Annotated in this window: 16 protein-coding genes and 1 pseudogene; all 17 read right to left on the bottom strand. The window is 32.6% G+C overall.

The window, feature by feature from the left end:
* Positions 1–12 precede the first annotated feature (12 nt).
* Complete coding sequence (locus tag CHSO_RS22345; protein ID WP_045500991.1) at positions 13–1,098, bottom strand: serine hydrolase domain-containing protein; 1,086 nt, start codon at positions 1,096–1,098, stop codon at positions 13–15.
* 60 nt (positions 1,099–1,158) lie between these two features.
* Positions 1,159–1,782: a hypothetical protein gene (locus tag CHSO_RS22340; protein WP_045500989.1), complete on the bottom strand. Its 624-nt coding sequence runs from the start codon at positions 1,780–1,782 to the stop codon at positions 1,159–1,161.
* A 9-nt stretch (positions 1,783–1,791) separates the two neighbouring features.
* Positions 1,792–2,814, bottom strand: coding sequence for a serine hydrolase domain-containing protein (locus CHSO_RS22335; RefSeq protein WP_045500987.1), 1,023 nt, complete (start codon positions 2,812–2,814; stop codon positions 1,792–1,794).
* Positions 2,815–2,829: 15 nt separating this feature from the next.
* Positions 2,830–3,489: a DUF2461 domain-containing protein gene (locus CHSO_RS22330; RefSeq protein WP_045500985.1), complete on the bottom strand. Its 660-nt coding sequence runs from the start codon at positions 3,487–3,489 to the stop codon at positions 2,830–2,832.
* A gap of 135 nt (positions 3,490–3,624) precedes the next feature.
* Complete coding sequence (locus tag CHSO_RS22325; RefSeq protein ID WP_045500984.1) at positions 3,625–4,176, bottom strand: bifunctional (p)ppGpp synthetase/guanosine-3',5'-bis(diphosphate) 3'-pyrophosphohydrolase; 552 nt, start codon at positions 4,174–4,176, stop codon at positions 3,625–3,627.
* Between the two features lie 180 nt (positions 4,177–4,356).
* The gene (locus CHSO_RS22320) at positions 4,357–4,890 is read right to left on the bottom strand and encodes a hypothetical protein (RefSeq protein ID WP_144429012.1); all 534 of its coding nucleotides are present in this window, start codon (positions 4,888–4,890) and stop codon (positions 4,357–4,359) included.
* A 176-nt stretch (positions 4,891–5,066) separates the two neighbouring features.
* Positions 5,067–5,636, bottom strand: a complete 570-nt coding sequence (locus CHSO_RS22315; RefSeq protein ID WP_045500982.1) for a hypothetical protein — start codon at positions 5,634–5,636, stop codon at positions 5,067–5,069.
* A gap of 339 nt (positions 5,637–5,975) precedes the next feature.
* Positions 5,976–6,170: an SMI1/KNR4 family protein gene (locus CHSO_RS22310; protein ID WP_045500981.1), complete on the bottom strand. Its 195-nt coding sequence runs from the start codon at positions 6,168–6,170 to the stop codon at positions 5,976–5,978.
* 53 nt (positions 6,171–6,223) lie between these two features.
* The gene (locus CHSO_RS22305; RefSeq protein ID WP_045500980.1) at positions 6,224–6,565 is read right to left on the bottom strand and encodes a hypothetical protein; all 342 of its coding nucleotides are present in this window, start codon (positions 6,563–6,565) and stop codon (positions 6,224–6,226) included.
* A gap of 136 nt (positions 6,566–6,701) precedes the next feature.
* Positions 6,702–7,373: a hypothetical protein gene (locus CHSO_RS22300; RefSeq protein WP_045500979.1), complete on the bottom strand. Its 672-nt coding sequence runs from the start codon at positions 7,371–7,373 to the stop codon at positions 6,702–6,704.
* Between the two features lie 260 nt (positions 7,374–7,633).
* Positions 7,634–8,134: a DUF2004 domain-containing protein gene (locus CHSO_RS22295; RefSeq protein ID WP_045500978.1), complete on the bottom strand. Its 501-nt coding sequence runs from the start codon at positions 8,132–8,134 to the stop codon at positions 7,634–7,636.
* 340 nt (positions 8,135–8,474) lie between these two features.
* Entirely contained in the window at positions 8,475–9,467 is a 993-nt protein-coding gene (locus tag CHSO_RS22290; RefSeq protein WP_045500977.1) for a phosphotransferase, read from the bottom strand.
* A 60-nt stretch (positions 9,468–9,527) separates the two neighbouring features.
* On the bottom strand, positions 9,528–9,872 hold the full coding sequence (locus CHSO_RS22285; RefSeq protein WP_232509114.1) for a putative quinol monooxygenase: 345 nt from the start codon (positions 9,870–9,872) through the stop codon (positions 9,528–9,530).
* Between the two features lie 379 nt (positions 9,873–10,251).
* A pseudogene (gene groEL / locus CHSO_RS25740) lies at positions 10,252–10,426 on the bottom strand (chaperonin GroEL); the annotation flags it as partial.
* 4 nt (positions 10,427–10,430) lie between these two features.
* Positions 10,431–11,330, bottom strand: a complete 900-nt coding sequence (locus CHSO_RS22280; protein WP_052480691.1) for an alpha/beta hydrolase family protein — start codon at positions 11,328–11,330, stop codon at positions 10,431–10,433.
* A gap of 83 nt (positions 11,331–11,413) precedes the next feature.
* The gene (locus CHSO_RS25735; protein ID WP_410493415.1) at positions 11,414–11,578 is read right to left on the bottom strand and encodes a hypothetical protein; all 165 of its coding nucleotides are present in this window, start codon (positions 11,576–11,578) and stop codon (positions 11,414–11,416) included.
* A 221-nt stretch (positions 11,579–11,799) separates the two neighbouring features.
* A complete protein-coding gene (locus CHSO_RS22275) occupies positions 11,800–12,705 on the bottom strand; it encodes a Kelch repeat-containing protein (protein WP_144429011.1) in 906 nt (301 codons plus the stop codon).
* Positions 12,706–12,811: the final 106 nt, after the last annotated feature.

Below are 12,811 nucleotides of genomic sequence, written 5' to 3'. Positions count from 1 at the left end.
TTGTTTATATTATCATGTTTTATTTAGTTTTTTTAGATAACGCATTATTAGTCTTACCCCATTAGTTGTTTCTTCATTAAAAGAATTTGTGAAAACAATATAAGCAACACCATCTGTTTTATCAATGTGAACCAAAGTATAATAAGTGCCGGCAGTTCCAGAATGAGTAGACCATTGTGTCTCTTTTTCGGATATATTGTACCAACCCATAGAATACTGTGGAAAATGATTGTGTATATATTGGTAAGTAGAAGTTTTCAAATAATTATTTTCTCCCTTCAGTCCTTTCAGATTCATCTGAATGAATTTTATATAATCGGGAAGTTTAATATTAAGATCTCCGGAAGGTTCAGTATAATCAAGATGATAATCTGTGGTGGAAGGAATGGGAACGAGCTGCCCATTTTCAAAAGAATGTCCCCATGTGTCTTTTGTTTTTTGATTTTCAGGCCATGAGAATTTAATATTTAATTTCAGATCAGTATTGAAAACCTGATTCATCAATTGTTCCCAGTTTTTTTTAGTGACTTTTTCAACCATTAAGGCAGCTAATGTATAGCCTGCGTTTGAGTAAACATAAGATTGGCTACTTTCTGGAGTTACCGGAGATAAAGTCAGAACAAATTTTCCAAATTGTTTTCTTTGTTCAGCCTGATTTCCCTCAAATTCAGGAATCTGGGGATCTTTTTCTCCCTGAAAAGGCTGTACAAATGTGCGGTGGGAGAGAAGCTCTTCTAATGTAATATTATAATATTCTTTTCTGGATTTTTTTTTCCATTCAGGGAAAAGATCAAAAAATTTAGTGTTCCACTTCAGTTTTCCTTTTTCAATATATTTTGCAATCATAAAAGCAGTCATAGCTTTTGTATTGGACCCTATATGGAACCGGTCATTCAGACTAGCTGAATCTTTGAGATTCACTGCATGGAATCCAAGGCTCCCTATACTTTTTATGTCTTTTTCATTGGTAATGGCATAACTAACCTCAGGAATATGAAATGCCTGCCTCACAGAATCAATATATTTCTTACAATTCTGTGAGAATATCAATTGACTAAAGAAAGAGAAAATAACAATGAATCTGTATCTGAAGGCCATATTGTATTATTATGAATATTAATTAAATATATAGATTTAAAGAATGCAGGTCCAATACAATTAATAGTCTGCTAATATGAGTAAATTGGTTTCCATATTTGTATCCTTCGGGACTGCAATGGATATTCCGTATTTATTCTGGACAACTTTTAAGGTATCTATATTGAGGTATGGATCTACTTTTTTTAAGCATTGTTCTTCAGTAGTGCCTTTGCCACAAAGTATTCCGTAAAAGTCAATTTCGGTTTCAACTTCTAAAGGGAGATTATCAGAAAAAGATTCTCCTGCATAGATATCACAGGCGGCTTTAATTTTTACGATCATCTTATCTTCTGATGTTTTAAACTCAATTTTTGCATTATATATTTCGGTGTGCTCATAAACATAAAATAGAGCGTGAGGTTCCTGTTCGTCCTCCGGATAATCTTCCCATTCAATTGTTCTTCCTGCAATATCCTGCCATCTTTCTATTTCATTGGGATTAACCTTTAATATTATTTCCGAATTAAAAAATAACTCCTCCTCCGGAAAAAATAAACCATCAGTATCATTGTCATCATCAGGAATCGGATCTTTTCCTGTTGCTTTAATCTGCAGCCCGAAAACCAGTTGTTGGTCTGTATTGACAAAAGCGTCCAAATAGGCGTACTGTAGGTCAAATAATTTATCTTTGATTTTAAACATCCGTATTTATTATTTGTTTCCTTTTTTCAAAATGGCGGTAATAGCATCCGAGATTTCGAATAACTTTCCCTGATAGTTATTTCCCAGTAGAATAATGGTGAAATTATCATTTAAGTCAGATACTAAAAGAGCTTCGTAATTTCCGGCTCTTCCATCGTGAGAGTGGGCAACTAATTTTTTGTTTTTAAATTTAGCTTCTCCCAAAGAGGATTGAGTATCCGATGAATTAAAATGTTGTCCCAATTCAAATAATGAATTTTCATTGATTATCTTTTTTGAATGAAGGCAAGTCACGAACTTTAGCAAATCAGTGGTGGTTAAGAAAGTTCCGCCAACCAAAAAATCCGGTTTATCTTCTACTAATTTGTTATTAAAACCTTTTGCAATCAATTTTTTTTCAACAATAGGCGTGATTTCGGAAGAATTCATTTTACAGGGCTTGAAAATATTTTTACTTACATAATCTTTGTAAGTCATTCCCGTAATTTTTTCAACAATAACCTGTCTTAGGAAAACATTGTTCATGTTGTAATCGTATTGAGTTCCCGGAACAAAATCAAGCTTCTCAATTAATTTTAAATCATCAAAAACATCTTGATTACTTTTAATTTTTTTCCAGTTTACATTAGGAAGCCCGCTTGTGTACTGCAATACATCTTTTATAGAAACCTCATTGGCCCATTTTGGCAATTCCGGGATATATTGAGAGACATCGTCCTCTAATTTCAATTTCCCTTTTTCTTGTAATTGCAGCAATGCTACACCACTAAATTCTTTGGTAATGGATCCAATATTAAATCTGTAATCAGGTGTTAGCTTTTTCGTTTTTGTAGCATCTGTAAATCCAAAAGAGGCATTGTAAATAATTTTATTATTTTTTGAAACCAGAATGTTTCCATTAAAAAACCCCGCTTGATTGGCTGATTTCATTAAAGAGTCTATTTGTGCTATCTGCTTCGTCTGGGCAAATGTATGATTGGCTAAAAGTAGGAGAGTGGTGAAGAATATGAAGAATTGTTTATGATATTGCATTGTTTAAAGAATATTTTAAATTAAAGGCTCTCCATTAAGATCCGTTGTCAATACCTCGCTCATATAGTCAAAAAAAGGACGCATGGCCAGTAATGTTTGCACTGCTTCTTTCTGAAAATTGTCCGATAAAACCTCTTTATCAGTAAACTTTCGCATCACTACAAATTGTTTTTTCCGGATTAAATCTATGGCAGGATGATTTTTATCAAAGCCTCGTGGGGCCGTTTTTACCGCATCACCTTTAAGTTCTCTGAAATATTTTATAAAGGTTTCATCTGAAGTGATTTTTTCAATTTCCTTGCTGCTGATTTCAAATTCTTTACGAATACGCAATAAATCTTTGGACTCAGGTCCCCAAAAACCACCTCCTACAAAACTATTGCCGGGTTCCAGCTGAATATAATATCCGCCTCTCAACATCGGTTTTGAACGAGAATATCCCACTCCGAAGTCAGTTTTATAAGGGGTCTTATCTTTAGAAAAACGAACGTCTCTGTAAATCCTGAAAATATGGATCCCTTTTAATTTGTCATATTCCTGAAGCTCAGTGTAGATCTGATTAAAAAAGATTTTGTTTTCTTTTACAATTGAATCATATTCTGATTTATGCTGGGCAAACCATTCCCGGTTGTTGTTTTCTTTTAATTGCTTGAGATATTCAAATGCTTTTTGCATAGAGGTATGAAGGTTAGATGTTATAAGTCTGTAGTACAAATTTATATCAATATAAAGTATAAATGTTAGTCCTTATTTAGTACTAATTTACTAATAAGATTTTCGGTGACCGTCTTTTTATAATATTGTATTTATCTATTTATTAGGATACATTTCAATTTTTTCTAATAACCTTTTTGCTAAATAGTTATTCCCTTCTTTTAAATATTCATAAATAACTTTTGCTTCTTCAAGATACTTCTCTTTTTTCACCTGCTTCCAAAAATAGGGTGGCGCATATAAATTGCAAATTCTATCGGCCATTTTAACTGCCCATATTTCTTTTGGCTGTAACTTGATTCGGTCTAAACTATCCATCATTTGATGGCGTTTCTCAAGATTTGTGTTTTTTGTTAATGCAAGGACTCCCTCTTTAACCTGTTGGCCATATTCCTTTTCCAGGGTTTCTATACTCAAGTTGGTATCTTCTATAGTATCGTGTAGAAAGGCGCATCTTACAGCGAGCCCTATGTTGAAGTCTGGTGTATTTTTAGCTGCATTCATGATTTCAAATACCACACTGCCAATATGATTGATGTATTCTATTTTTTCGTTTTTATTTTGACCTCCATACGTTTGTCCATTATGGAGAATACTTACCTTTTGCCATATATTCTGCAAATCATCAATTGTAAAAGTATCGTTCATTTTTTTATAATTTTATTGGTAGTTATTGATCTGGACTTTTATCCAATTTTCGTAAATAAAAACCGTTCCACAAAAGCAGAACGGGTAGTATATTAAATTGTTTTAATAAGCATTCTTATACCATTCGATATAAGAAGTCAGAAGATTCAATATTACTATTTTGTTTTGCAAATGTTGCTGTTAAAAAGCTTCTCCGGCTGCTTTCTTTGTTGAGTTATATTCAATTAAGGTAGTAAAAGCTTTCTTTAATCTTGCCACCAAGGCATCATCATTTTTGAAGCTAAAAGGCTGGGTGTATCCATTATAATTAGGGCCTGAAATAGACATTTCATTATCAGATAAATTTCTAAAGCTAAATTCTTTACCAAAATCTGTGTATTTAATAACTGAACCTTTCACATAAAAATCGTTGGAATATTCAGGAGACATACCTGTGATTTTATTTAAATATACTGTGGAAATACAATCGTAGACACCTATTTTTACTTTATATACAAATTCTCCATTGGAATATGAAACAAATTCTCTTTCTTTACCTAAGCCTTCTTTCATTTTCCCTGCAATCCAATCCATTGTTTCTTGTTTGGTTGGTTTGGATGTTTTGTTTTCTGTAGCTTGTTTTGCAGGTTTTGCAGTTGTTTTCTTTTGAGCATTTACATTCATACTTACAACTGTTATTAGTAGTATGATTAGTAGTTTTAGTTGTTTGGTCATTGTTTTTTATTTAATAATTACTATTTTTTTTAGAGTAATCGTTCTACTTAAAGGCTTTAAACTTACCTATAGTTTTGATTGTATGGGTGTTTACATGTTGATATTTTGCATAATCTTTTATGGTTTATAATAAATTATTTATAGATGGTATTGTGCATTATTACTCCAGAAGGGTTTTATATTTCCAATATTTTTGTTTCGGTATTTTCATACTTTGCTTTTAAGCTTTTAATTTTCGCTTCAAATTCGTTATATATATCCTCAATTTCTCCGGGGTAAAAATGGAGCCAGCGACTGTGATTTCTATATGCTTCCTGTCCATCAGCAAGTTTTTTGTTTCTTTTGGATTGGTTGGGTACTAAAATTCTGTCGATAATTAATTCATATGATTTCAGCATTTCAGTGAGGGTATCAAAGTCTGTAATACTTAATCCGGTATTACAAATTAAAATACTGTGCTCTGAATTCATGATCTCGTCAGAAATGTACTCAAGCTTCTTGAATTGATATTCTTTTGATGAATGATATTCATACTTTTCAGGCATATCAAAACAATTTACAATTTTAAAGTTTACATACTCAGAACTGTCTAAATCTGATTCAGAGATCTGTAAGGTTAAAATTATGTTTATCTTCTTTTTGGATGTGGATAAGTGTTTTTTGATGAAATTCATGGTTATTTCTGTATTTAGCTCATGGGTTGGGGCTTTAGTTTTTTGTTTGAGTGGTTTTCTGAAGTTTTTCATTATCTCATCTTTAAATATCTCCAGTTTTAAAATTTAGAAAACTCAGTAGATTTTTAATGATTAGGATAAAATATAATAGTATCTTCTGATTTCGGAATATACTTTACAATTTTGATTTTTATTTATACAAAGTCGGAATGTTTTGGAGCATGTTAGTAATATTTCAAGTTCTTGAGTGTTCATGGATTATAATTGATGTTTCAAATTTACCCATAAATCCTTGAATAATGAAGGGATGCTATTAAGGTTAAAAAATAAAAGCCATTCTGAAACAGAACGGTTATGTATGAAAACTATTTTTCAGTCATTATTTTATCTTTTTCCTTCTGGAATTCTTCTTCAGATAACACTCCAGACTCTTTTCCAATCAGCAAATCCATTGAGTTTTAAGTAAAATATCTTAAAATCATCCGGAAACTGAAAGTCAATAATTTCTTCGGTTGCTTTAATTGAGTGTGCTGTTGCAGGTGAACTAAGTTTAATACCTTCATTTATCCACTGTTGGATGATGGTATCGGTCTGAATTGATGTCATTTTATAACAGTTTTATCTATAGATTTTGGATATTTTAAAATTTGGATTTTTACTTATTTCAATTTATATTTTTCAAAATCAACTGCTTCTTTTTCAAAATTTTCTGTGACTTCTAAGATTGAATTTATTTTAAAAATACATTCCTGATTATTTTCAGCCATGATGAAAACAAAGCCCCAAATATCTGTTGAAACGGTGAATTTCCCCATTTCAGTGTTTATGTTTAATAAGATTTCGTCATTCATCCATAACTCAGGAATATCCATAACTTCTGGTTTAAGTTCTGAAATAGCAGCAAGTAAATCTGAAATAAAATTATTGCTTTCAGCATCTTTAAAAAACTCAATTAAAAGTTTTGATGACCCATATCCAGTACGAAAATAATATTTATACATTTTTTATTTCAGTTGACATGATTTTGGTTAATGGTTTGGATTTGAAGATAGGATTTTTTGAACAAAAGTTTAATTAAAGAACCAATGTTGAACTTCACGCCATATTTCTCCAATACAATATTAAAGGTAGTGTTTCTTAGGCAGAGCACACTTCAAATCTATCGATTGCAGTTAAATACCATTTGTTATTTATTTTTGCAATGTAGAAAATAAAAGTTTCCTGATTTTTAACAATTAAAGTGACTTTATGACTTTTACTCTCGATTTCTTCAAATAATTTAATTTCTTTTTCATTCCAAATAGTTTCCTCTGTAAGCTTATTTTCATTTATTGCAATTGTTGATAAAAAATTGTCATTAGTTTTCATATCAACATAAATTCCTGGAGATTTATTCCAGCTTTCAGTATCACAACTAAAGACAGGAGAATCCGTTTCATTTATCAGATATTGCGTTTCAAAATTGGTTTCATAGGGTAAATATTCAGGGACCGGCTCATTGAATGAAATTTGTTTTGCTGTAGAGATGTTATTAAAGGCTCCTCTGGCAAACAGAAATGTAAGTCCATAATCTTTGTAGATTAAGCTATTTAAAGTATGTTCATTTTTTCTTTGATATGCCTTAATGATTTTTATGATAGTATTCTTCATTTCAGTGTCTTCTGGAGTAGATTTAATTTTTGCTGAAATTAAATTTTCAGTATTTGTATTTTCAATCGAGACTTTATTTTCGACTTTCTCCTTTTTCTGACAACTAGAAATTACTAGATAGCTTAAAAAGACAATAAATGTTATTCTTTGATTTTTCAATTTACTTTTTTATGATGTTTTCTTAAGGCAAGGACTTTTAGAATTCTTGTTATCCGAAGCTTGTTGGTTTTTGGACTATTTATTTTGTTTGCGCAAAGTCAGGAGACTGTGCGGAGCATCAAACTAATCATCGAGTACTTCGTCATTCAGATCTGTTTCTAGTTCATGATGTTACAGATGTGAGTAAAAATAGAATAAAAAACCACCCTGAAAATCAAAATGGTTTAGCATTAATAAATTCTTTATAAATAGGAGGATATTTAGCTTTCCATAGACATATAGTCCAATTGCCCATTTTGATCTGTATTGATGACAACCAGATAATCGGTGATCTCTTTTCCGATTGAATAATCTAAAATAGCAAAACCGTCTTCATTGTCAGGATAAAGTCCAATTCTAACTAATTCTAATTTTGTTAAAAGTTGTTGCTCCGGTTCTACTGTTGAATCATCAAAGTTGATAAGCGTTGAAAGTTTGTCCTGTTCAACTTCTTCAAGATGGTGTTCCAAATATAATTTTACAGTATCACCGTCTTCATTGTGATAGTCTTCCAGAATGTAATTTTGAGCTAGTTTATTAATAGGTTCAATATTTTCAAGATAGTTTTTTATTTGATCTAGCTTTGCTCCATCAGTATTCTCACTTTCAAAATTTAAATCTATTTGAACTTCATTTCCATTGAGATTGATTGTAGCATCATAATATTCTTCTATGTTGTCTGTTGAAAGTTGCCCAAAATAGGGTAATGTGTATTCTGCCATGATTATTTTTTATAGTTAATAGGTGTATTTATTTTTTAAGTTTATTTTCAAACTCTATTTTTTTGTCTGATAAAAGTAGATTTTTTTTTCAGTATACTCTATTTCTTTTCGTGGAATCTTTGTCATATGCTTATTGCTAAAGGAATAAAGAATAAAAAGTTCAAGAATGGCTCATCATTTGAAGTCAGATGACTTTGAATATTTTTATTTTGTTTGCGCAAAGTCGGGAGACTCTACGCAGTAGGGTATTGTTTAAGGCGTATTTTTTAGTACTATATTAAAAATGTTCAATATAATTTTCTCAGCCGCTTATACATTAATTTGCTGTGGCCGCTGGCCGTTATTCAATTTCAATTTTGTTATATGCAATCCAGCGTTTCAAATTACCAACCATTCTTTTTAAATGATCTTCGTTCAGGAAAATATTCGTCCAATAGTCAAATCTGTCGCATTGTACGCTAATGTAATAGGTCATAATGGCTAAACAGGCAAAAGGTAAGAACTGTTTTTCTTCGTTACTTATTTCAGTTACTGTTTCGTAACCTTTTAGAAAGCTTTCTGCTTTTACCTTGTATTCTTCTTCATTTAAATGAGTGGCAAGCAACTGAAACAGAAAATAAGAAATGTCGAAACATAAATAACCGTTACCACAGAAATCAAAGTCAAAAAATGTTATTTCCTTTTCATCATCAATGTGTAAATTGTCAAACCAAACGTCAAGATGAACACTTCCATACCTCATTTTAGATGGGTCAGTATTTTGTATTTTGAGAGTTAGAAAAGCAGATAGTTTTTCTAAAAATTCAATTTCGCTGATGTTTTTATTAAAGAATTCTTTTGTTCTTAAAACTGGATTTATGAGCAAGTTCTCGCTATTGTAAGATATTCTGTTAAGATCAAAACCTTCTGTCGATTGATGAACTTTAGCCAATGCCTGTCCGATAAGAAAACTTGTTTGAGATGAAAATTTTGCAGTCTTTGTTCCTTTGGCATATGAAAACAAAACACCAAATCTTCTTCCTTCCGGTGCTTCAATTTCCTGAATGTATTCGTTTAATTTATCTTTTATTGGGTAAGCAACCTGTTGGTGGTTTTCTTTTAAGTGAAGTAAAAGTCTTAACTCTTCTTTAATTTCTGATTTTGTCCGCCAATCACAGGTATACACTCTAAAAACATATTTGTTTTCGTTGTCGTGAACGATGTATAAATGGTTCATGGCAAGTCGAAATATACTACATTCGGCTTTGTCACTTAGTCCATATTGTTGTTGAATAAGTTTTCCAAGTGCGTTCGGTGAAAGCGTGCTATTTATTGTGGGAAATTTCTTTGTCATTCGTTGTTTGCCTATGAGTGGGGAGAGTTTTACACTTGTATTATGTCTGCATTTCTTTTTTTATATTCCAGTGCCTCCTAAAATTTCTAGTTCTTGTCCTTTCGTTGGCTGTCCGTCTAATATTGGCATTGCTTTCATGATGAGTTCCCTTACGCCCTCAACTTTTAGAGAATTGTCATGGTCATCTTTATTCTCCCAAATTTCTGTAACATAAACAGAATTTGCATCATCCTTGTCATGACTAACTGTATAAAGTTTACAACCTTTAGCTGTTGATACGAGTTGAGATGCTTGTATTAAAATATCAGCAAGCACCTCTTTATGCCCTGGTTTTGCTGTTAGTCTTCCATGAAGTAAATATTTGTTTTCCATATTTTCTGTAATTGTCTTTACAAATATATCCATTTATATGGCGATTTTAAAGGGATTATTAATCAACTGGAAACAAAAAAAACTACAATAGCAGAGCGGTTTTTATATATTAAATTTGTCTTAGCTACTAGCTGCTACATCATTTCTGGCATTCCATCACCCATTGGCATCGCTGGTTCAATATTCTTACTTCAGTGATAACACATTCAGATGTTAAAAGTATTCCAGATACAGAAGCTGCATGTTTAAGGGCAATTCTTGTTACTTTTGTTGCATATCCTTGTCAAGGTTTTAAACCTTGACAAGGATACTAATCCAGCCACCTTTGCCTAAAACTTACACCTTAAAGATAAAAAACCGCTCTACTTTTTGTAGAGCGGTTAGTATATTAATTTGCCTCAGTCGCTGAGCGTTACATCATTCCTGGCATTCTTCCACCCATTGGCATAGCTTGTTCAGCGCTCTTTACTTCAGTGATAACACATTCAGTTGTTAAAAGCATTCCAGATACAGAAGTTGCATTTTCAAGAGTAACTTTTGTTAGTTTTGTAGGGATCAATGATTCCTGCTTCAAGCATGTTTATATATGTTCTATTTTGAAGATTTAGATTTTTTAATATTCAACGCTTTCTGCTTTATCCATTGTACAGCAGTATCAATAGGAGCAGTATCATTGCTGGAAGAAGTATTGTGTCCCAGTTTAGGAAAAGAAGTATATTCGAAAGGTTTGCCTTGCGCTTTAAGGGTGTTCAATTGTTCTATACACAACTTTACCGGAATCTGTATGTCTTTTTCACCAAAAAGCCAAAGTCCGGGAATTGAAAGGGTATTTAGATAGGTTTTGGGGTCAGTCGCTGAAAATTGGTACCTGTCCGGATCATTTCTGGTATGTTCAATGGCATCTGCTTCTGTATGATTTTCCCAAAAACTATTGTTTCCATTAGTATAAAACTGAAATCGAAGTTGTTCCAGAGTGGTAATGGTAGGGCAACTAAATAAAACCATAAATTCAATTTGTGGATTTTTGCTTGCAGCAATTGGGATTATCCATCCTGCCTGGCTAAATCCGACTAATCCAATGGGTGTTTTTTTATCTTTCAAATAGGTCTGAAATGTTTTTACAGCTGCATTGGCATCCTGAGCCAATAAATTAAGATTAGTAGTATCAATATTATTGGTGCCCACAGATGGTCCTACATAGACACCTCCAGATTCTCCAACGCCGCGTTTGTCATATGTCAATACGGCAATGCCTTCTTTAGCAAGACGTTTTGCAAAATCCAGTTCTCTTTTTACCGGATCGGATCCGTGAACAATTACAACTGCTGCAAGTATTTTTTTAGGCTCTAAAATGGAGCCTGCCAGAGTGATACCCTGACTTTCAAACTTTACATCCTGAATGGTAAAATCGGCCGATTGTGAAAATACCATTTCTGGTAAAGCTATTAATAATAGCAAAATATATAAGTTAGAAAAAAAGTTGGTTTTCATATATCATGGTTAATTGTCAAATATAATACAAAAAACCGCTCTATTTTTATAGGGCGGTTTTAATTTATATATAGCGGTTAAGACTACATCATTCCTGGCATTCCACCATCCATTGGCATAGCTGGTTCGGCGCTCTTCACTTCAGTGATTACACATTCAGTGGTAAGAAGCATTCCAGATACAGAAGCTGCGTTTTCAAGGGCAACTCTTCTTACTTTAGTTGGGTTAATGATTCCTGCTTCAAGCATTTGAACATATTTATATGCTTGAAGAAGTTGTATCCGAAGTCTCTTAAATTACGAATTGTATAAGGGTAGGATACTGTATAGAATAGTTTTATTCTCCTCACTACCGCACGAATCTTTTCGTGTGATTATAGTATTATAAATTAAATCCAATTAATATAATTTAAAAGCCGGGGCTACACGATGCTATCTTATGGTAGCGAGGCATTTACATATAGTACATTTTAGTCAATATCTGCTACTTGTATGCTTTTAATAGCTGAGCTGGTGAGAGATGTTGTACTTCCGCCGATGATGTATAGTTTATTGTTATATACTTCCGCTGTAGCGTGTCTTCTGGGAATCATATTGGATGACAACGGATGCAATGTATTGGTTGTAGTATCAAAATAGGCCAGAAAACTTTGATTATTCACACCACCTACAATAAAAATCTTATTACCGGATACGGCTAATGAGTGCCCGTATATACCAGCAGGCATCGTATATTGATTGGTCCAAAGATTAGTTTTGAGATCGTAAACATTAATCAGGCGGGATGGGGTACCGTTAAAACCTCCAATGACATAAAGTTTATCATTCACAATTTTGCCTTTTGTTTCTCTGGCTGTGGGCATATTGGGTAACGGATTCCATGTATTGGAAGCAATATCATAATATTGGAATTTATTAGAGAATACAGTGGTTTTGGCTCCGCTTAATCCGCTGCCGCCAAACACATATATTTTGCCATTATAGATGGCAGAACCGGCATTTCCTGTATAGGAACGATTAACAGCTCCCTTCGTTATGGTATTGGTTGCCAGGTCTACAATTTCAAGATGGCTGTTTCCCCAACCGTTAAAAATATAGATTTTATTATCGTAGGTCTCCGAATTAGCAAATTTTTTGGTAAGGAGAGTAGAATTAAAAATACTCCAGCTGTTATCGGTAATATTATATTTCTCAATATACTTCGCGTCACCTCCTTTTTCCTGATACCCATTGCTTACGTATATATTATCATTCACTATTACACTGGTTATCGCACCTCTACCTGCAGACATATTAGCGAGAGTTTTAAAATGAAGTGTCTGTGTATGGGCTAAGAATGAACCCAACAGTGAAAGGAATAATAATTTTGTTTTCAATGGTGCTAATGCTTAGTATTTATTTTTATTTAAGTTTCGGGTGGTTTAAAGATAGGAAAAGTTGAAGAGAATTTTCTAAAATCGCTTTTAGTCAAATGAGTATAAA

Source organism: Chryseobacterium sp. StRB126, from assembly GCF_000829375.1.
Lineage (GTDB): Bacteria > Bacteroidota > Bacteroidia > Flavobacteriales > Weeksellaceae > Chryseobacterium.
Note: the sequence above shows the minus strand (reverse complement) of the source record. Positions and strands in the feature narration are given on the sequence as shown.